The 23,149-nt window shown below is 50.2% G+C and carries 10 protein-coding genes; 4 read left to right on the top strand and 6 right to left on the bottom strand.

The window, feature by feature from the left end; all coding sequences use genetic code 11:
- Positions 1 to 20: 20 nt before the first annotated feature.
- From EZ315_RS07890 to EZ315_RS07865, 6 genes are read right to left on the bottom strand one after another with little or no spacing between them, the layout of a single operon-like run.
- Positions 21 to 3,260 carry a glycoside hydrolase family 2 TIM barrel-domain containing protein gene (locus EZ315_RS07890; RefSeq protein ID WP_135471589.1) on the bottom strand — a complete coding sequence of 1,080 codons (3,240 nt, stop codon included), beginning with the start codon at positions 3,258 to 3,260 and terminating at the stop codon, positions 21 to 23.
- Positions 3,261 to 3,269: 9 nt separating this feature from the next.
- Positions 3,270 to 7,442, bottom strand: coding sequence for a beta-d-glucuronidase/beta-L-arabinofuranosidase (locus EZ315_RS07885; RefSeq protein ID WP_135471588.1), 4,173 nt, complete (start codon positions 7,440 to 7,442; stop codon positions 3,270 to 3,272).
- 18 nt (positions 7,443 to 7,460) lie between these two features.
- Complete coding sequence (locus tag EZ315_RS07880; protein ID WP_135471940.1) at positions 7,461 to 10,115, bottom strand: alpha-d-galacturonidase; 2,655 nt, start codon at positions 10,113 to 10,115, stop codon at positions 7,461 to 7,463.
- Positions 10,116 to 10,159: 44 nt separating this feature from the next.
- Positions 10,160 to 12,364 (bottom strand): alpha-L-rhamnosidase-related protein, encoded by a 2,205-nt coding sequence (locus EZ315_RS07875; RefSeq protein ID WP_135471587.1) that lies wholly within the window; start codon positions 12,362 to 12,364, stop codon positions 10,160 to 10,162.
- A gap of 6 nt (positions 12,365 to 12,370) precedes the next feature.
- Entirely contained in the window at positions 12,371 to 14,194 is a 1,824-nt protein-coding gene (locus EZ315_RS07870; protein ID WP_135471586.1) for a right-handed parallel beta-helix repeat-containing protein, read from the bottom strand.
- 57 nt (positions 14,195 to 14,251) lie between these two features.
- On the bottom strand, positions 14,252 to 16,339 hold the full coding sequence (locus tag EZ315_RS07865) for an aceric acid hydrolase (protein WP_242452540.1): 2,088 nt from the start codon (positions 16,337 to 16,339) through the stop codon (positions 14,252 to 14,254).
- Between the two features lie 447 nt (positions 16,340 to 16,786).
- Here EZ315_RS07865 and EZ315_RS07860 point away from each other — a divergent pair, with 447 nt between their 5' ends.
- The 4 genes from EZ315_RS07860 to EZ315_RS07845 are packed head-to-tail and all read left to right on the top strand — an operon-like array spanning position 16,787 to position 23,088.
- Positions 16,787 to 18,010: an efflux RND transporter periplasmic adaptor subunit gene (locus EZ315_RS07860; RefSeq protein WP_135471584.1), complete on the top strand. Its 1,224-nt coding sequence runs from the start codon at positions 16,787 to 16,789 to the stop codon at positions 18,008 to 18,010.
- 1 nt (position 18,011) lies between these two features.
- Entirely contained in the window at positions 18,012 to 21,146 is a 3,135-nt protein-coding gene (locus EZ315_RS07855) for an efflux RND transporter permease subunit (protein ID WP_135471583.1), read from the top strand.
- Entirely contained in the window at positions 21,143 to 22,555 is a 1,413-nt protein-coding gene (locus EZ315_RS07850; protein ID WP_135471582.1) for an efflux transporter outer membrane subunit, read from the top strand. The genes EZ315_RS07855 and EZ315_RS07850 overlap by 4 nt, the downstream gene beginning before the upstream one ends.
- A 35-nt stretch (positions 22,556 to 22,590) precedes the next feature.
- Entirely contained in the window at positions 22,591 to 23,088 is a 498-nt protein-coding gene (locus tag EZ315_RS07845; protein WP_135471581.1) for a peroxiredoxin family protein, read from the top strand.
- The last annotated feature ends 61 nt before the right edge of the window (positions 23,089 to 23,149 follow it).

Here is a 23,149-nt window from a genome sequence, read left to right as displayed (position 1 = left end):
AAAAGGTTTAAATACACACCCTAAAATTTAACAGGTGAGAATCTCACCTTAAGAGTGTGTGGACCCGGTGCTATCGAATATTTCTTAAGCACACCCGGACCGCAACTGCTGTTGCCGAGTCCGAGGACTGCCGCATCAAGATTCAGATAGATTTTTCCACTGTCCCTAAGATCACAATCATGAGAGACAGCCGCAATGTCATTTACAGAGAAAGGCAGAGCCGAGGCTGAGATCAGATCGTCGATCGCCGTCACGCGAAGACCGCGTCCTGACTTATCAGTAACTGACAATTCAGCTACCGACTCAATATTCCCTGAATCCTGCGGACGAGGATAATGCGTGTACATATCCCCCGACTTCCTGTTCCACCGCCCTATCCTTGCAGCTTCATGACGATCAGGATAGGTCTCCATAGGTCCATAACCGAACCAACTGATATTGTCAAGGCTTCCGTCAGCCACAAATACACTGCCGAAACGCGGAAGTTCCGGAAGCTCGCCCTGACGCTTGTAAGTCTGAGTGAGGTCAACTGTCCCATCGCCATATACAGTGTAATCGCTCTCCACCGATATTACACCGGAGACATACTGATATCTCTGAACAGATTTCACTTTAACAGTGCCATTCTCATCAGCCCATGCGAAGGACTCACAAGCAACGGCAGGTGAATCTATCCTATTCTTTGTCCAATCCTTGGCAATCCAGTTGCCGAAACTCTTGTCGTTGTCGGTCGGCGCACGGAAAGCCTGGAAATAAGAACCTGAGAGAATCTTCTTCCCTCCATAGGAAAGACCAGTGAGATTTCCTGTGAGACGATTCCAGACAGCAGAGAATCTTTTGCCGGAAACTATGAGTTCATTGCCATTCTCAGAAGCCTTTAACGACCCTTTCCCTGCTTTACGCACAACTGCTCCAAGCATATTGTCATTGAGTGTCAGCTGACGGCACACTATCTCATGACCAGCGGGAGCCCAGTCAGTAGCTTCCTGCAGAGTGACCGACAGATTAAGCCGCAAATCAGCATCGCCGGTTTTCAGTTTCCGCAGATTCAAGGTCATTACACCCCTTTCTCCCGGAGCCAACGCGGGTAAAGACACCGGACAAGCCTTTCCTTCCACTCCATTCAACACAGGGGTCCAAGCGCAATTGTAACCTGAAAGACCGATATGATGATTACGGTTGATCACTTCTATCTCTACGTTCCCGGATGCCGGATCATAGGATTTCAATGCAAAATGCACCGGGCTGTATACAGTCTTGACCTCATAATACTTGGGATTGAGTGAACGGTCAGCAAAAATGACACCGTTCATGCAGAACGCTTTAAGATTGGGTTTGTCGCCAAAATCACCGCCATAGGACATCTGTAATCTTCCGTCAGGACGACGTTGCTCGATACCCTGGTCCACCCAGTCCCATATGAAACCGCCAGCCATACGCCTGTTGCTGTAGATCTCATCCCAGTACTCACGGAAATTGCCAAGAGCATTGCCCATACAATGAGCGTATTCGCTCGTGAGAACAGGACGCGTATCGTTATCGCGCATTGCTATTGAAAGCAGCCGCTCCCAGCGTGCATTCTCGGCACGCTCCTTATCATCACCCTCCTTGATGCCAGGATTGAGATATTCATCCTGTACACGCGGATAGAAACGGCTTATGATGTCGACTGTGGCAGGATCAGGATTTCCGTCAATGCCCTGCGCACCTTCATAATGGACCGGACGAGTGGGATCGAAATCATGAAGCCATGCTGATATCGCTGCAAAATTAGGACCATAGCCACTCTCATTGCCCATACTCCAGAATATGACCGAAGGATGGTTCTTATCGCGCTCTGCCATACGTACAGCACGATCAAGGAACGCCGCATGCCAGTCAGGGGTACTTGCAAGAGTGCCTCGCAATCCGTGCTCCTCTATGTCAGCCTCATCCATTACATAAAGCCCTATAGAATCACACAGCTCATACCAACGCGGATGATTGGGATAATGGCTTGTGCGGACCGCATTGACATTGGCTTGCTTCATTAGCTTTATATCCTTGAGCATGAGCTCCTCGCTCATCACTCTGGCTGTGCGCGGATCATGCTCGTGACGGTTGACACCACGAAACCGTATCGGCTTACCGTTAACAAGCACCTGACCATCCCTGACCTCCACACTGCGGAATCCCACCTTGCTGCCGGCCCTCTCTATTACATTTCCGGAGCCATCAATGAGCTGAAGCTCCAGAGAGTAGAGAAAAGGGGTCTCGGCTGTCCACAGTTTCGGGCCGGAAATCCTACCGGAAATCCTACCCAATTTTCTTGGGCCACGCTGAGGATACCACTCATTCATCACTGAAGCCTTGTGGTCAAGGTCAAGGATCTCCTTGATAGGAATAATGGTGTCAAAGACCATACTATCACCATCCTTAAGCTCGACGCGAAGAGAATAATCGTCTCCGCGCTCACCATTATACACAGAGAACTGCGGATCGAGCTGGAATGTGAAATCACGATAGCCAGTGTCAGGAATAGTCCTCACGGTATAGTCCCGCAGACGCACATCAGGGGTATGGAACAGAGTCACATCACGGTGAATTCCGGCAAAACGCCAGAAGTCCTGGTCCTCAAGATAAGAACCGTCGCTATACTTGTACACCTCTACGGCAATCTCATTCTTCCCTGAACGTATATAAGGGGTGATATTGAACTCGGAGGGCTCCATACTGCCCTGTGAGTAACCGACCGACTTGCCGTTGACCCATACATAGAACGCACTCATAGCTCCGTCAAACCGAAGGAAGGTCTGACCACCTTTAAGCCATGACAACGGCACTTCGAATGTTCGGCGATACTGTCCGGTAGGGTTGCGCTCAACAAATGCTGTGAAATTCTCCTTAGGGACATCGGTCACATAAGGAGGATTGATCTTGAATGTGTATCCGGCAGAAGCATAGATAGGTGTACCGTAACCGTTAACCTCCCATACAGCCGGCACAGGAATCACAGCCCAGGATGCATCATCAAATCCCATAACCTCAAACCCCTCTACCCTGCCCTCAGGCACAGGCGACCAATGGAAACGCCAGTCACCGTTAAAGGATACGGAACGGTCGCCCTTCACTTCACCGTAAGGGATGAAAAAGGAGCGCGCAGGCTCACGGTTGATATGCAATATGTGATGGTTCTCCCAGTCGCGAGGCATGCGCGACCCGGCAGCAACAGCTGCCACCGATACCACAAGAAGGAGTGCAAACGTCAAATGTCTGTTCATAATTATCCCTTACTGAATTTCCAATGAATCAAAAGCCACCCCACTGAGATCGGGAGCCGAGATCACCACTTTATAAGTACCTGCATTAATATACGATCCGGTAGTGGTGCTGAGCATGCGCCACTTCTCAGGAGTGTCGGGCAGACTTATGGTATCATCCTTCAGCACTGCTCCATTAGGGGCAATGAGTTTGAAATTGACAGCCACAGGACGCTTATTGGTATTCATGAACTTGAACCGGAGCGCATACACCTGGGCAAGTCCGGTAGAAACCGTCCACTCAATGGAGCCCTTGCCGTTGAAGAACACACCTGTCTGTTTCTTGAATTCCTTGATCTGATGCCTGCCTGTGCATTTTGCCTTTTCGGCCTCATAGGTCACTGCCGCACGAGCATTCTCATCCTTAGGCAAAAGTTCCGACGGCATTTTCTCTATGACATCCATATCGGCATCTCGCCAACTCCATGCCGCAGTCCTCGGCTCAGCCGGCTTTACACCATTGTCGAGAGTAGCCACAGCTATCGCAGAAATAACAGCCTGGCCTGCATTGACCTCAGGGAAGCTTACTGACAGCATGCCATTTCTGACATCACAGTCAACAACCTTTTTCAACATGCGGTCATGTCCTGCCTCGGCCCAAATGTCAAGGTCGTCAATGACGGTGACACCATTGACCGCCACATCGAATATGCGCAATCCTTCACAATCGGTACCTTCACCACCGCCTGTGCCATGCCAAGGTTCGATAAAATAAAGTTCAACACGATATCTGCCATCAGGAACAGGCAGATTATATGAAAGTTTATGACGCCCGAACCGGAACCTCTGCATCAACTCCCAGTCATTAGTCCCGGAGATAGGATCACCGGTGACACGCTGACTTGCAATATAGGGTGACAAACCCTTGAAATCATGAGCCCACGAACGTGAATATATCGAATCGTCAGCAAGCCATTTCTGACCGAACTCATCGGTGTAGGCATCTCCGCCACAGTTTATACGATAGATATAATTGTAGCCGTCCTCGCCTTTGACCCCCTTAGTGCCCGGTGAAAGCAGAGCCGAATAGCCGGGAGCCTTCTCAAGATTGTCAAGAACTATCAAGTCCTCAGCTACTTTTTCTCCATGATGATAGCCCACAGCACGGAGCACATTGTAACGGACAGGCACATCCTTCCATTCCATGTGTGTGCCGATACCTCCTCTTGCCCTTGTGCCGAGCCAGTTGGCATCAACGGCATCATTGAACAGACGGACCGAATCACAATTGCTGTAGACCTGTACAGTAGCATTACGTGCCGACCTGAAACGATCGCGCCAGGAGCGGGACGCTATGTACACAAACGGATCGGAAGATGCATCCGTATAATTGGACTTGTACATATAATAGACATCAGCAGGCTCCTCCCAAGGAGAGACGAGCCCCTTGTAGTTGAACGGTCCTACTTTGTCGATACGGCGGTAAGCCTCGTCGGGCTGACGGCGACCGGGATTATCATGACTGCTGTAGATCCACTGGTAATGACCGCACACGCTATCCTTAGCCTCCTCGGCAAGACGCAGTTTGGTCTCCATGAGCTGGCACATGCGCTCCTCGCTCCAAGGGCCCTTCGGATCGAATTCGCCAGGCTCGGTATGAAAATCGAGTGTGCGCCAGGCACCGTATTCACCATTAAGCAGCTGATTAGGACCGGAAAGCTCCTTGCCGTAGGCATTGACATCACCTCCATAGGTGCCGCTCCAGTTCTGTATCACATTCCAGTCAGTACCTTCGCCTCCATTGCAGGTGGTTATAACACGCATATCACGAGCCATAGGGTCCATCTCACGGATAATATCGGCACACTCACGAGCAAAATCACGAGGAAGAGTGCTCTCATTCTGCAATCCCCACATAACTACCGACGGAGAATTTCGACGCTCCTTGACCCATTGACGCAGAAGTCTCTTGAAATTATCACGGAACTCAGGGGTATCATACCATATATGAGCCGAGAACTGCGGCCAAAAGAGTATACCCTCCTTGTCCCAATGCTCCTGATAGCGCAGATTGTGAGGCTGATGGGCATCACGCACCGAATTGAATCCGGCATTCTTTATCTGCTTGACGCGCGCCTCGATCTGCTCATCGCTGAATGCATGTGATGCACCAAACTGATGTTCATACTCACACACACCGTTAATGAACACCGGTTTGCCGTTAAGTATGAACCGCCGGTCACCGTCATTGCGCTTGACAGGCCAGCTGAAAGAGCGTATGCCATAAGGGGTGCTCACCTCTTCGGTGGTCTTGCCGTTACGCTTTACCATTGTGGAAAGCTTATAAAGATAAGGGTCACCTGTATCCCAAAGATGAGCGTCAGCGACCGGAGAGGACTGGGTGACAAAGCGTGTCTCGCCTGGATTCAGAGTCAGCTGCTCACTGAGACGGAACACTTGCCTGCCATCGGCATTTACAAACTTATTTACAAAATCGAATGTAGCAGGCTTGTCAGAATAGTTCTTTATTTCGGTCTCTACAAACACCGAATCACACTTGGCATTGTTCCATATGTGCACGCCAAACGGCTCCACTCTCACCTCGTCAGTAATCTCAAGCTGTACCGGACGGAATATGCCTAAAGGCTGTGAGCCTTCACTGAATCCCCACTCCGATGAACATCCTCCACACACCCAAGGCATATCGGAAATCATTTCGGGATGGTCGGCAAGGACTTCGAGAGTGTTGGTGCCACCATAATTCAGATAATCGCTCACATCAAATGTCAGGGAAGTGCGTCCCGATGGATGTCGACCGAGATCATGACCATTCAACTTTATATGGGCATATGAACCTACTCCTTCAAAATTTATGAAATATCGTTTACCATCAACGCGGACGGGGACATCAAAATCACGTACATAAGTGGCATTGCCGTGAAGATTTCCGTGAGTGAGCTGGCGATAGCCATAATAGTCATCCCAGTTGTGAGGGACATTCACATGAATTGAAGAGCCCTTATCGTCACCAAGCCATGTGGTCCAATCCTGATTGAGATTGACAACAGTGCGTCTGCCCACCGCCGGACGTTCCGGGAAACGGACTGCCGAGCGTCCCATAGGCTTGCTTGTGGCAACAGCTATACCACGCTGGTCCGCATTATTTACAGCACAATAGAAATGATATACAACACCATCGTGCTTGACAAGATAGCTTTTGTGAGCAAAAAGTTCGTCATACTGCTTGGTGGGGAATATAAGGTCGTCACCCTCCCAATCGTCCCACGTCACCATATCATAACTGCAAGCAAACGTGTTGAATGCCTTGTAGGGGCGAGAAGGATTGAACGCTGAGAAATAGAACATCACATAAAGGTCACCCATCTTCTGTATCTGAGCATCACCGGTAATGGTACCCTGAGCCTCATGTGTGAACACAGGATTACCCTTGTAACGTCGCCATTTCTTCATGTCGTCGGACAGAGCTATGCCTATGCGCTCACCCTTGATACCTGTCTGCGGATTGATGCCTCCTGCATTATAGTACATCACAAACGGCGCGCCGAGTGTCTTTGCTTCATCCTTATATACGGTGCTTTTATATTGAGTCAGTCCCTCCCACCACTGGGTATCCTTATCATTGACCGACAAGATGGGACGGTCAAGGCTCTCCCATTCGTGAGCTGAGCCTGGATTACCCTTGGTCCAAGCAAGACCCACATACAACGGTGCATTGACAGCCTCGTATCCTGTGCCCTCGCCTCCTATATAGGTCATATAATATCTGCCTTTGAAACTCTGTATGGCATAACCGCCACCCCAGGTCCAGTCAATCAGCCCAGGGAAACCTCCGCGCTGATTGCGGTCCCATCCTTTGTCCTTATATGACAGGATGCGACCGAGAGTCCTCCACTCCAGGAGGTTGTCACTCTCGGCAATCCATGTCTCATACCCTCGACCGTCAGTTCCTGAACGACCGTTATAGACCACATAAGTCATATACCACTTGTCACCTTCACGGAACACAGTCGGACAATCAATCTTATGCTTGTTGTCCTGAGGAGCCACTACAAGACCGTATTTATAGGGTGTCCGTGACTCACGATACACCTCAGCCATGCGCTCCTGGCTCACATGACGCTGAGCCAGCGCGCCAATGGCGATTATCAGGGAAAGACAAGATGATACAAACAGTCGTTTCATAATTAAATTGTCCGTTGGTTAATAGAAAAGCCAATCCATAGCCTCGTCTGCGCCTGCAAGAGCGGCGTTGCGAGGTTTGATCTCGTCAGAAGTAAATCCGAGTACCAGAGTGTAACCCTTGGGGAGCAACAGAGAATGGCTTCCCGGATTGAAGCTGTAAGCATGAACATTCGCCAAAGGCATCTTATCAAGATGGATGGCATTGGTCAGCACAGGCTCAGCCTGACCGTACTCGTTGGCAGAAGCATCGGTCTCAAGTTTAGGAGCCTTGGCATACTTTTTCTGATCATCCTTGAAATAACCTACAAGGAGTCTGACAGGTGCCTGACAGGTGAAATCGATCTTTGTTCCATCCTTGCGCTGGTCGTCTCCATTCACCTGGAATGCAGTCAATCCGTCAAGCTCTGGAGCAAGTCCTCTCACTCTGGCATCAGGCATATTGGCAAGCACTGCTGCTCCTTCGGTAAGCTTCACACGTTTCCATGGTCCTGACACAGTGACATCCGCCTCAGAGAGAGGAGAGATGACTTCATCAGCTCCGGAATCCTTACCTGCCGCCTTGTCCTTGAGCATCGCAATGTTGTTTCTAAAGTTCTCAAGCTCCTTCTGATAGTGGACATAAAGCTCCTCCCATGTCTTGTTCTTTCCGCCATCACCGGCAATGGGTATACGACGCATGTTGGTCTGCATACTGTTGGCATACAGATATGTGCCCTTGGTGCGTTCTACGAGCTGACGGTAATAATCAAGACTCTTCTCAAGATACGGGACAGCAGCATCAAGATATTTCAGATCTTTGGTCCACTGATAGTTGAGGACCTCACGGGCAGCCTTGACCTTATTGTCAAAGAAATAAGCAAACAGACGATAGCAGTGCATGTCATTGCTCAGACGGTCAAACTCATCCTTGTTAGCCTTGACATTTCCTTGAAGTCTTTCAATAGCCTCTACAGCCTTATCGCCATGGACCACACACTGAGACGTGATATCAAGCGGAAGCTCTCCGACATGGGGGATCCCTTTGTGCTCCTTTTCAGCAAACTCGATAAGCTTTTCACCCTCAGGGCCGCAGCTCTCATAGAAACCGGGATAGATAGTGTATTTATACGGATTCACCAACTGGCTCATGAACATGCCGAGAAGAAGTGTCTGACGGTTGCCTTCTGTGATGCCGAAACGGCGCAGAAGCTTTGGAGCTATCTCTCCCGATTCCTCAAACGCCTCACGTATTGCTGCTCCCTGATCATCGGAAAGACCGTAGGTACGTGCGAAACGACGGTTCCAGTACTTCACCTCATCGTTGCGGTCACGCCTGCAATTCCATGCATACCTTCCCCAGCCCTCGTACCAGGTGCTGTCGCGCACAAGCTGGAGTTCACGACCGCCGGGTATACTGTCAGCCGAATAGGGCCAGTCCCAATAGGAGGCCTGAGGGTACAGGTGCAGAGCATTCGCACCATGTACATCATGCATTGCCTGAGCAGCCTTCTGTGTGAAATCGGGCGAGCTCCAACGCCACGGTTCGAGATTGGCAAGAATATGCACGTTGCTTATATGCACACTCCCAAGCGAACTGAGACCGCGGTGTATCTCGGTCCAGGGACCGCGAGGCTCGTAAGTGGTGAGCGACTCGCCATTATATTTGTGCATAGTATAGAGATTCTTGTATATAGGAAGAGCGGCATCCATCACCATCTTGCAGTCAGTGTCGTGAGCACGCAGAAGCAACGGCGGCTCATCCGTACGGCCAAGCTTTGCCAGTCCGTCCTTCACTCCAGGAATAATGGTCTCGGTGAACCACACCACATCATCCTCGTAAGTATCCATTGCCTCGCCAAGACACACAAGCAGCCCTACATTAGGATATTTCTCAATGAATGCGGCGACACTCTTGCGGGTGTAATCGCTCAACAGAGGGCTTATGGGGCGGTTGCGGTCCTGCGTCTTTAGGCCGTAATGCTCGGCAAAAGGCTTGGAAAGAAGAATGTTATAGAACATCTGTATCACAAAGATACCACGCTTGTCAGCCTCATTGGTAATGAACGAGTACATCTCCTCATTCTTCTTGAAAGTCTCATCGTCCACTTCTATTGCAAACGGATAGTCCTCAAGCTTGACAAGCGATGCAAAAGGATGGCCGTTCCACAGATAAAGGGAGTTCATGCGATTGGACACAAGCATATCCAGGTACTTCACCCACAATTCCTTATCGTAGAACCAAGGGAAGTTGTCAGGAGTGTAAGGATATTCATATACGGCACGTCCCGGTAGCAGATAGGGTTTCTGTACACCCACACAGGCTCCACGAAGCACCATTTCAGGAGCATCGGTGAATTCTGCCGGAACACTGTCGAGGCTGCCTCCGAACCCGACACGGTCAATGACCTCACGGCAACCGTATATGACACCGGATCCGTCATTTCCAATCACGTTGATAGTGTCATTGACAGTGGTTATCGTGAAACCCTCCTTCGGACCAACACTGTCGGAAACCATAGACAGACGTATGACCTTGGTGCCTTCAGGTGCTCCCTCCAGAGCAGGCAACACATCATAGCCCATAGTCTGGAGCACGGAATCAAGATGCTCGGCTGCAAACACCACTCTATTGGATGAGTTTCCAGGATATTCGATAGCCACCGACTGCCGGCTTGAACACCCCCACAAAGCCATCGCTGCGAACACAGCCGCTGAATATTTCAATATGTCAATTCTCATCAGATATGCTTGTATTTGACTGTTATTTCATCATGTGTATCTATAAAAAGACGATAACTGTTGTCTCCGGTCTTTTCAAACTTTCCATAAGATGATTTTGGAAGCTTACCGGAGCGGACATTAAGATACCCTTTGCCCTCAGTCGCCTTTATGCGGATCTCTCTGTCGTTCATATATACCGATATGTCTCCATCAGGAGTGGGGACCGAACCTTCCATCCATTTCAGTCCTCCGAGAACAGGAGTGATCGAAAATTCCTCGTAACCCGGCTTTACCGGAATAACCCCAAGATAATACTTCCCAAGCAGATAGACAGGACTTGCACCCCATGCATGACACAGGCTCTTGCCGTAGGGACGACCATACATGGCAAGATGCTGGGAACCTGAATCGGTAGGGACATATTTCTCCCAGAATGATGTCGCGCCCTCACGGAGCATTCCGCCCCAGTAATCCTTCATCTCTCCGAGCACCTGCTCCTGCATACCCTGGCTGCACAGTGACTCCAGCTCATAGAAGCGCATATAGGGGGTGGTGATAGCAGGGACAGAGGGATTGAGCATCACATTCTCCATGACTGACTTTGTGGTAGGAGCGTCAAAGAAACCGTAATTGATGGCAAACATATTGGCAAATTTGTTGACCTGATCACTTTTCCTGCCGTTCTCCACATTATGTACGAGAGCCTGGCGCGACTCATCCCAGAATGTAGGAATAAGCTTTCCACGAAGCTCCGAAGCAAGTTTGCCGTAACGACCGGCATCGGCGGTATCGCCAACAATATCAGCGCAAAGCTTCATTGTCTCAAGGCTCTTGCAGAAAAGCACCTGTTCAAATGACAGCGCGCCCTGCTTGCTCATAGGGAAATCAGCCCAATCGACAAACACCCAATCGCCGGTCATACCCTCAAGCATTCCATCCTTATTGGTGCGTCCGAGCACATACTCCATCAGAGACTGCATCCTGGGATAGAGTTCTTTCACAAAATCCTTGTCACCGGTGTACAGGTAATAGTCATATATCCCATTGAACCAGTACAGAGTATAGTCCATTATGGTATTGATATGGGCTGTGACAGGGTCCTTGCCACGCAGGAGGCGCGTTGTGCGCTTGACCGTCGGACTGTCAAAGAACAGATAGTAGTTCATCAGATAGCTCTGTACTGCATCTCCGCTCCACACCCAACGGTCACGCTTTATACCGTCAATAAAAAATTCTCTTGTCGTGAGATGCATGGTGTAGGCACCGACATCCCATATACGGTTAAGTTCAGGGTCGCTGCATCTGAACGAGCCTCGATATTCCACCGGAGCATACTCATACAGCATTGCAACATCCCCTACTTTCACTCCCGATTCGGGAGCCACATACACGTATCTGAACGCTTTAGTGTTATCAAGAGTGTAGTCACCGGAATTGCGGACCGACACATTGGTGGCAAGGTCACGCACATCATCTGCCGAGAATCTGATCTTGTCGAGAGTCTCGCAATGGTCAAGGTCAAGAGCCTCCTCCGGACTTTCACCATAATATATATTCACAGTCCCATGCCCTACAATATCCTTGAGCACAATGCGGCCGAAAGTCTCTTTACCGAAGTCATAGAGCCTGCCGCCATCGGCTGTCTTATCCTCAACCGAGACATATGACATAGGCTCATATCTCAGCGGCGACACCTTGGAGGGAGGTGTGTTAATGTCATTAAAGTCCCAGTATCCTGCAAGAGCATACTCGGTGGCGGAAGTGTCGCTCGCCTTTCCGCTTTCGTCAATCCATTCTTTATCCTCGTTGGTCACTTTCCATGTTCCGTCGCTGTTGACGGAACGTCCTTTCACATATATAGAAGGTGGTGTCGACTGATTCCACACCTTTATGTTAAGACTATGCTTGCCTGCCGGCAAGGTGAACTTATCAGGCATTCCGAACTGGAGCTTGCCGTCAAACTTCACGTTGTATTTACCCTCAGCCGCAATCTCGATCTCCTCAGGCTGGGCAAGGTCGAGCTGCTTGCTGAACTCCACAGTCACAAAATGGCTGTCGGTTTTCCAGAAAGGGGGAAAGAATGCTCCCCGCTCGGTACGGTTGTTGTTCATCCGGTTGCCGAGCCATATCTCATAGTCGCCCGGATACCATATCCAGGTCTGAGCTGAAGCTGCCGAAGCCAAGGCAAATACGCCCAATAATGTCATCCATCTTTTACTCATGGCTGATTATAAGGTTTTAAGGTATTGATAATCTTTGGTAAGTCCGGCATTCTCCTTGATTTTGGAGTCCACGTTCGGACCATTGTTCTCCCACACATTGCCAGGACCGTTGGCATTCCGGAGAAATTTTTCACTTTCGGTCCAATTGTCCTTCACTGTGATGAATGAAGAGCCCTCATCGGTGTAAAGATAGAACCAATGTTTGGGGTCATGAGCATAACCCGGCACATATATGTCACGCACACAGTTCTCTGTCACCCAACTGTGAGGCTGAGAGCCAAGCGTGTACACGCCTGCCACATCATACATATGGCGGGCATAATGATGTATCAGATTGGCATGCACACGGTTGTCGCGCATGCAGTTGACTGTGCGAGTCCATCCCCACCCGAGACTTATGCCACTGTAGGACACATCACTGATCTCATTGTGCTCTATATTGATACCCTTGACGTAGCCGGCAGCAATGCCGAGCGTGCCCCAGTCCTCGTTGGATACATCTGTGATGAGATTATTGGATATGATGAGGCCTGAACATAATTCCCTGCCGTCAGCAGGATCATAAGGCAGATGGGTCTCATGCGACCCAGGGCTGAAACTTCCAGCCACAATGCCGTTTCCTGCTATGTCACGGAACAGACATCCCTTTACAAGTCCGCCTTGTGTGCCCCATTTGTAATCGAGCCCCGACGAACCGAGATGCTCGAACCGGCATCCGATGAAATACACATCCCTTGCCCCGCTCACAGTGACCGCAGACTCGGGACGACCGAGCCAGCCCTGATTGTCGAGCTTATGGTTCTGATAACGTTCCATCTTCGGACTGATCCTGTAACCGTCGGTCATATACATTCCTGCCTGCAAAGGCACGTGCCCCATAAGAGAGGGACGCATCCAGGTTGTGTACTCAAACCCTATATTCTCAAATCTCACATTCTCAACAGGACGGTCGAGCGTACCCTCCACATTGAGAAGTGTCTCAACGGCAGGAACCACTGCGTCTGTGACAGTCTCTCCGGGATAAGGATAGTAATACAACTTTCGGGTGCTGATGTCGTGATACCATTCTCCCGGAGTGTCGAGAAGCTCTTTGGCATTGGTGAGATAGAATGCCGAATTATGTCCGTCGGTAGTAACCATCGGACGCGGCCAAGGATGCTCAAACTGTATGCGGCTCTCAGGATTATGGAACCTTACAGCTGCGCTGTCACCATGTATCTCTATGGACTTGATACGCAGATTCGCCACACACCACATCTCATGCAGCACCATCTCGGCATAGGGTGACTTCAATATCCCTTTGACAGCCTCGGCAGGCACCCAAAGAATTTCGTTGACAGGATCATTGCTCATGATACGGTGCATCTTCTCAAAATCCTGCACGTCACGAGCCCGCACCGCCTTCTTTCCATTGACATATAACTGACGGAAATCGAGCGGACGACCATTGAACGCAGGCACATCTGCCACAAGAAGCTTGCCCTGACGTTTCCAACCGTCAATCCTGACTCCTCCATTGAGCCATGCAACACCGTCGGATGTTATGACAGTCGGAGCCTCGGGCGTGCCACTGTCCTCAGGACGCACAAACACAGGCTCATACACACAATAATTCCCCGGTGCCATATGTATGGTCACTCCCGACTCAACTCCCGGAAGGGACTGACGTCGCATCTCGCGCGCCTGACGCAGAGCCGAAGTAAGAGTGGCTTTAGGCGCACCCTGTTCGCCGGAGTTCCGGTCATCACCCGCAGGCGATACATAAATGTCGGCTGAATATAATGTAAATGCCGTGAAAAGAAGCCCTGCTGTGGTAAAAGATTTCTTCATGCTGTTATTTTTTGTTTGTTATAATATCCCCGCCGGACAAATGTCACCGAACGCCGATCACCTCGACAAAGGCAACCATACACTCATTTCAGCCTTGTCACGGTTTCCCCAGGCATAGTAAGGTATAAGGGTCACTCTGACACTCTTGTCGGCACTCCCTACCTCGCGATAAAGCTTGCCGGTCCAATCACCGTTGTCAGCCAGGCGCGCCATGGTCTCAAGTGCTGTCATACGGCTTCCGTCGATAGTGATGTCCTTTTCAGTGAACGCCGCATCAGCAGGAATGAGCACATCATCGATTGACTTGCCATCCTCTATATCAATGCTCTCAAGGCAGTAGACGATAGGACCGCGCTTTACAGCCACATGATTGCGAGTCTCCTCGACAAGAGGATTCGACTCAAGAAGCCGGGTGCGCATATCCATATCGAACACTACTTCATCGCCGGGCTTCCACACCCTGCGCAGGGAGATATAGCTGTCAGGGGTAACACTTACAGCCTCAGGCTTACCGTTGACACTCACCGTGGCTTTATCGCACCATGAAGGCACACGGAGATTCAGGGTGATATCCTCTTTCTTAGGTGTCTCTACAAATTTCAGCACCACTTTGCCGTCATAAGGATAACCTGTGTGCTGGGTCACAGCAAGAGGACGCTTCTTGCCGAGAGACGTGCGCAGCTCGCTATCCCCATAAAGGTTACACCACAGGGTGCTGTCATTAACCGTATATGCGTAGTTCTGAGCTTCACAGATTGTACGGAGCGTATTGGGCGGACAGCAGAAACAGCTTATGTACTCCTCGCGGGTCTTGGGCCAGCGGAGAGTATAGGGAAGATTATCGCTCATACGGAGCGGATTGGTGTAGAAATACCGCTTGCCGTCAAGACTGACACCGCTGAGCACACTGTTGTAAAGAGCGGTCTCCACTATGTCGGCATATCTGGCATCGCCGGTCGACTCAAGCATGCGCCAGTTGAACAGCATATTACCGATATTGGCACATGTCTCGTTGTGGGCTGTGCTGTTAGGGAGCTGATAGGGACGGCCATAACTCTGGTGCACCTTCTGTATGCTGTCAGGCTCATAGCATGTACCGTCGGGTGATGTGCCGTCATAGAGCGCACCACATGCTCCTGTGATATACATCTTACGGGTCACAATGTCGTTCCATATACTTGTGAGGTTCTTCATCAGCTGCTCCTCACCGGTCTCGGCATACAGGTCAGCCACTCCCGCATAAAGATAATTTGCACGGACAGCGTGACCCATGGCATTGTACTGGTCGCGGAACGGAATACGGTCCTGATTGTCGTCAGTGCCGTTCTCGACCAGCCCGCGTATGTTGATAAGATTGTTGGCAAAATCGAGGTAACGCGGATTGCGTGTCTCACGATACATCTCCACCACACCCATATAATGCGAGGGACATATGGCATTGCGGGCAAGCTCAGCGGAAGCTGTCTCATAAAAATGGCACAGAAAATCAGTAGCCTTGACCGCAGCATCAAACAGCGTTGTCTTGCCGGTGGCTCTCTTATGAACAATACCCGCCATCATGAGATGTCCGAGATTGTAGGTCTCGAAGTTAAGACGATTGGCAAACGCGCCTTTCTCATCTTCGGCTCCCACCTTGGTGCCAACCACGGTCTGATCCTTATGGAAAGCATGAGTATCGACCCCGCGGTTGCGCTCGTCAATGATCACAGGTGTATGGATATACCCATCCTCCCTCTGCGCCTTGACCACCTGTCCGATAAACTTATCCATCAGGGCATCAAGTTCGGGGTCTTTGTTGACAGCATACACAGCCGCCACCGCCTCAAGCCACTTGTACATATCGCCGTCGTGGAAAGGTGGCCCCCAATGCTCTCCGGGACAGGTGCCGGCAGCAATCTCAAAGTTGCGGAAACCGTGAGAAACGTCAGGATTGTTCCAAGTGTCCCACATGCTTTGAAGAGAAGTACCGCTATATACATTAAAACGCTCTCCCCAAAATCCTCCGGTCCATTTCACAGCTCCGAGAGGGGTATTGCTCATTACAGCATGCCGACTGCGGGAAGTGTCAGTAAGTCCGTTAGATTGCGCTGATAAACCAAGCGAAATGACTGCGCCAGCCAATATGGCAGTAAATTTTTGATACACAACAGAATGGGATTAGAATTAAGTTTTATTACCGCAAAGTTAGTTAAAATTAATTATTTCAGCAACTTTAATAGCAACATATTTTACTTATTACAATAAGTCAGGCTACAATAAATTCAATAAGAACCCCTAATACAAACAGCATGGATGCGCATCATAAACCATTCCGAAACGCACCGGCAAGTAATCACTGAAAATATTCCGAATGATCAAACCATTTGTATTTATTATTGGACGTTGGTTTACACATTTGATGTTTCTGTTAACATTTTACCTTGTGTTAATACAGGATTCACTACCTTTGCATAAGTAAAAACCCATAATTTTATCTCATAAATAAAATATACAGAGGGAATGAACTTTTTAGAATCCTTAAATGTTAAATTTAAGATTCTGATTGTTAAAAAGTTCATCCCATTATTTATTATCACCAATTTTTCTTTGATTATGCCTAATAAATACATGACATTACGGAGCGCAAAGTTTTGGTCGATCATTGCCATAATAGTAATTGCAGCAGGGATTGCCCTATACTTCACTTTCCGCTCTAAGAAAGTGGAAAACATACTTCCCACTGTGGAGGTTGAGACTGTGACCACCGACAATGTAAACATATACGGCGAATATGTAGGCAAAATCCGAGCCCAACAGTTTGTCGAAATCCATGCCCGCGTGGAAGGCTACCTTGAGAACATGCTCTTCAAGGAGGGCTCTTATATAAAGAAAGGACAGACATTGTTTGTCATAGACCCCCGCTTGTATAAAGCTAATGTCGACAAAGCGCGTGCCCATGTCAACAAGGCGCGTGCCAACAAGCAGAAAGCGGAGCGCGACCTCAACCGCATAAAGCCTCTCTATGCACATAACGCGGCATCCCAGCTCGATCTTGACAACGCTACAGCAGCCTATGAGATATCCAAAGCCGAACTCGCCGTAAGTGAGGCAGATCTGACACAGGCTCAGATGACCCTTGGCTACACTCAGGTGACATCACCCATATCAGGTTTCATATCCGAGCGTGTAGCCGACATAGGCACACTCGTCGGTCCCGGCGGTGGCAAATCACTGCTCGCAACCGTGGTGAAAAGCGACACTGTAAGAGTTGACTTCTCAATGACCGCTCTCGACTATCTGCGCAGCAAGGACAGGAATGTCAATCTCGGAGGCGCGGACTCCACACGGAAATGGAACTCGTTTGTGACCATCACTCTTGCCGACGGCTCCGTATATCCCCACCGAGGGCTTGTGGATTTCGCTGATCCTCAGGTCGATCCGAAGACAGGGACATTCTCCGTCCGTGCTGAGATGCCTAATCCCGACCGCAGCCTCCTGCCGGGAGAATTCACCAAAGTGAAAGTCCTTCTTGATGTCAGGGAACATGCCGTGGAAATCCCTAACAAAGCCATGGTGATCGAGAAAGGCGGTGCATATATCTATGTGGTACGCCCCGACAGCGTTGTAGAGAAACGCTTCATTGAGATAGGACCGCAGGTAGGGAACAGCACTATAGTAGAACGCGGTCTTGCCAAAGGTGAAAAAATAGTAGTGGAAGGTTATCACAAACTCTCCCACGGAATGAAAGTAAACCCTGTCGCAGCCCCTGTCAAAGAGGGGGAGACTGAGACAGAAACATCATCAGCTGACAATGCTGACATAGGAAAGGAGGGCTGACATGAAGCGCAATTTCTTTTTAGAGCACCCTGTATTCTCGATAGTAATATCGATCGTCATATTCATAATCGGAGGCATAGGGCTGGCAATGCTTCCTGTGGACCAGTATCCTCAGATTGTCCCCCCGGTGGTCAAGATAACAGCCTCCTATCCCGGAGCGGATGCCCAGACAGTGACACAGGCCGTAGCCACACCCATAGAACAGGAGCTCAACGGCACACCGGGCATGATATACATGTCATCGTCAAGCTCCAATTCCGGAGGCTTCTCTGCCCTCGTGACCTTTGATATAGACACGGACCCCGAGCTCGCAGCCGTAGACATCCAGAACCGTGTGAAAAAAGCAGAATCACGACTCCCTGCCGAAGTGGTACAGAACGGCATATCGGTATCCAAGGAGACTGCAAGCCGCCTTATGACCATCACGATACTCTCGTCCGACCCGAAATTTGACGAAGTGTATCTCAGCAACTACACCACGCTCAACGTTCTCGACCCCCTGCGCCGCATCCCAGGAGTAGGAAGTGTGAGCAATGTCGGAAGCCGCTACTATGCCATGCAGATATGGGTGGCACCCGACAAGCTTGCCGACCTGGGGCTCACGGTAAAGGACATACAGTCGGCACTCAAGGACCAGAACCGCGAATCGGCAGCCGGAGTGCTCGGCCAGGCTCCTGCCACTGACATCGATCTCACAATGCCTATCATTGCCCGCGGAAGGCTTTCGACTGTAGCGGAATTCGAGGACATAGTGATACGTGCCGACGCCAATGGGTCAATAATAAGGCTAAAGGATGTGGCACGAGTGTCGCTTGAAGCGTCAAGCTACTCCACCGAGAGCGGAATCAACGGAGGCAATGCCGCTGTGCTCAACATCAACATGCTCCCCGGCTCCAACGCCATGGAAGTGGCCGATGCAGTAAAAAAGGAGATGGAGATCATAGCCAAAGGTTTCCCTGAAGGCATAACCTACGAGATACCTTTCGACATGACCACTTATATATCCGAGTCGATCCATCATGTGTACCGGACATTCTTCGAGGCACTGGTGCTGGTGATCCTTGTGGTGTTCCTGTCGTTGCAAAACTGGCGTTCAACCCTCATCCCCATCATTGCTGTGCCGATATCGCTTGTCGGGACTTTCGGCGTGATGCTTATATTCGGATTCTCGCTCAACATGCTCACTCTGCTCGGACTTATTCTCGCCATAGGCATAGTGGTGGACGACGCCATAGTGGTGGTGGAGAATGTGGACCGCATAATGAACACTGAAAAACTCTCCCCTTACGAGGCAACAGCCAAAGCCATGAGCAATCTGAGCAGCGCGCTTATAGCCATGTCGCTCGTGCTCTGCGCCGTATTCATTCCTGTGAGCTTCCTCCCCGGAATCACAGGTCAGCTCTACCGTCAGTTCACAATCACAATAGCGGTATCAGTGATCATATCCACAGTAGTGGCTCTCACGCTCTCCCCGGTGATGTGTGCCAAGCTGCTCCGTCCGGCATCAAGCAAAAAGAAAGCCAGAGTGTTCCGACTCATCAACATGTGGCTTGCACGCGGCAACAACTTCTACTGCCGTATGATACGCAAGGCGCTCTCTTACCCCAAACGCATGTATGTGGCATTCGGAATGGCACTGATATTCATATGGCTCATGAACACACTTATGCCGCGAAGCTTCATGTCGCAGGAGGACCAGGGATACTTCACCGTGGAGCTCGAACTCCCCGAGGGCGCAACAATAGAGCGTAGCCGCGAAGTGACCGAGCGGGCCATCGCATACCTGACCGATGATCCAGATGTGGAATACGTGCTCAATGTCACAGGCTCATCACCACGAGTAGGCACCAATCCCGCCCACACTCAACTCACTGTGATACTCAAGCCCTGGGACGAACGCTCCACCGAGAGTATCTCCGAGATACGCGAAAGGGTGCGTGCACATCTGTCGACCTATCCCGAGAGTGAAGTATTCATCTTCTCTCCCGCCATCATCCCCGGATTAGGCTCGTCAGGAGGTTTTGAAATGGTGCTCGAAGCACGAGGAGACGCCTCCTACAGCGATCTGCAACAGGCAGTCGACACCCTTAAGCACTATGCGGCGATGTGTCCTGAGGTATCGGGGCTCTCTACATCGATGCAGGCCGACATACCTAAACTATACTTCGATGTGGACCGCGACCAGGCCAAAATGCAGGGCATCCCGGTAAGCGACATCTTCTCCACAATGAAAGCTTTCACCGGATCGATATATGTCAACGACTTCAATATGTTCAACCGCATATACCGAGTGTACATCCAGGCAGAAGCTCCCTACAGGTCCAACAAGGAGAATCTTAACCTCTTCTTCGTAAGAGGAGCCGACAACGCCATGGTGCCTATATCTTCGCTCGGCACATCCCACTTCACTACCGGTCCCGGCACAATGTCGCGATTCAACATGTTCAATTCAGCGACTATCTCCGGCGAAGCATCCCACGGCTATAGCACCGGGCAGGCTATGTCAGCTCTTGAGGAGATAGTCAGGACCAAACTTCCCGAGAACATCGGTGTGGAATGGAGCGGACTGTCATACCAGGAGAAACATGAAAACGGCAACACCGGACTGGTGCTCGGACTCGCATTCCTGTTTGTGTTCCTATTCCTTGCCGCCCAATACGAAAGCTGGAGCGTACCCATGGCTGTGATACTGTCCCTACCGATAGCAGGGATAGGAGCATACCTGGGAATATGGATGTGCGGACTTGAAAACAACATATATTTCCAGATAGGTCTGGTGATGCTCGTCGGTCTTGTCGCGAAGAATGCCATCCTCATCGTGGAGTTCGCCAAAGAGGAGGTTGACAAAGGTGTCGATGCTGTGCATGCCGCCCTTACAGCCGCCAAGCTCCGCTTCCGTCCAATAGTGATGACATCGCTCGCCTTCATGCTCGGACTGCTTCCTCTTCTGTTTGCCTCCGGTCCGGGTTCTGCCGCCAGGCGGGACATAGGCACAGGTGTATTCTTCGGAATGCTTGTCGCCATCACGGTAGGCATAGTGTTCGTGCCGTTCTTCTTTGTCGCCATCGACAAGCTCAACCGCCGCCGCTCCACTTTCCGTATTCCTAACCCAACACGTTTATTGAAAAAGAAATGAAAGCTGCATCATACATACTTCTGGCATCAGTGCTGACGGTCATCAGCTCCTGCTCCGGCGTAAAGAATCTTTCAAAGCCGGAGCTGGCAATGCCTGCCACATACACTCCCGAGTCGCCTAACGACTCCCTGACTATCGCCGATATGGCATGGTGGGAATTCTACGCCGACGAACCTCTGCGTAAGATAATAACCAAAACACTTGAAAACAACCGCGACCTGCTCAAGGCGGCTGCCCGCGTAGAACAGATGAGGAAACTTTACGGAATTGAGAAAGTCAACCTCACTCCTGAAGTCACAGGTCTGCTGAGTGCCGATCATGAGACCAACAATTACGGAGGCAACGGTACAAAAAAAGATCCTGAATACGACCTAAAAGTATCAGTAGGATGGGAAGTGAACCTATGGGGGGCACTATCCTGGGCACGCAAACAGAGCGGAGCCAAATATCTCGCCTCGGTAGAGGACATGAGAGCCATGCGCATGACACTCGTGGCAGAGGTAGCAGAGGCTTATTTCCGGCTAATAGCCCTCGACAATGAACTTGACATCGTGAAGCAGACCCTCGTGACACGCAAAGAGTCACTGGAACAGGCCCGCCTGCGATTCGAAGGCGGACTTACCTCCGAAACAGTGTATCAGCAGGCAAAAGTGGAATACGCCTCTACAGCGTCACTCGTCCCCAACCTTGAGCGACAGATATCAGTGGCCCGCAATGCCATCACTCTGCTCATGGGCGAATATCCGGCGCAGGAACTGGAACGCTCCACTCTTTACCTCAACGAGACTCTCCCGGCAAAACTTCCGCTCGGAATTCCGTCCACACTTCTGAGGCGCAGACCCGACATACGTTCTGCCGAGCAGTCACTCGCCGCAGCTCTCTCAGGCGTAGGCCTTTCGTATGCCGACCGCTTCCCCAATCTACGCATCAGCCTCTCAGGAGGCCTTGAGAATGACGAATTATCATCATTCTTCAAGTCCCCTTTCTCCTACGCTATCGGCTCCATCACCGGGTCCATACTCGACTTCGGACGAAAGAAGAAAAAATATCAGGCATCTATCGCTGCCTACGAACAGGCACGCTACACCTATGAGCAGTCAGTGCTACAGGCATTCACCGATGTAAACAATGCCATAGTGACCTATAAGCGCGTATATGAAGCTGCCGCCCTGAAAGCGGAGCTACGTGACGCCGCAAGCAAATATGTACAGCTCGCTCATGTGCAATATAAGGGTGGCACCCTCAATTACATTGACGTGCTTGATGCGCAGCGTCGCTACTTTGATGCGCAGATAAGCCTCAGCAATGCACTTCGTGATGAATACCTCGCTGTAGTGGCTCTGTACAAAGCTCTCGGAGGTGGATGGGACATGCTTCAGGATGACAAGAACAATACCAAAGAATCATAAGTTATTATATATGTAAGCAATTTTTTCGGACAATTATGAGAACGTTCTGGATATTCACAACCTTTGTAGCGATATTCATACTTGCAGTGTGGATGTTTGCCGAACGCGTCGTACAGCGCACTCCGGAACTCAAACAGCAACCACACATAACGGAAGTGCACGGAAACCACGGTGAGATATCACTGTCCGATCTGAAAGGCAAATATGTGCTGGTGAACTTCTGGGACTCGCACAATGCTGTATCCAGGATCGCCGCAGGGGAGTATGACCGCTTCTTCCGTGACAACAAGCACAAGAACATCCAGCTTCTCTCAGTCAATACCGACGATAACCTCAAACTGTTCAACGAGATAGTGCGAAATGACGGTCTCGACTCTCTCACACAGTTCCATATACGCAACGTCAAGGCGCACGGCATATCACCCGGATACCATCCCGAAGGTGGATACTCCTCCTATCTCATCAACCCTGCGGGCAAAATCATAGCAGTCAACCCGTCGATACAGACTATAAAAAAAATAATCAACCTATAAAATTTCAGTAAAATTCTTGGCAGTTTGAATTATTAGATATAATTTTGCCGACAGAAATACG

The organism is Duncaniella freteri (genome assembly GCF_004766125.1).
GTDB lineage: Bacteria > Bacteroidota > Bacteroidia > Bacteroidales > Muribaculaceae > Duncaniella > Duncaniella freteri.
This window is presented reverse-complemented; position numbering and strand designations above follow the sequence as displayed.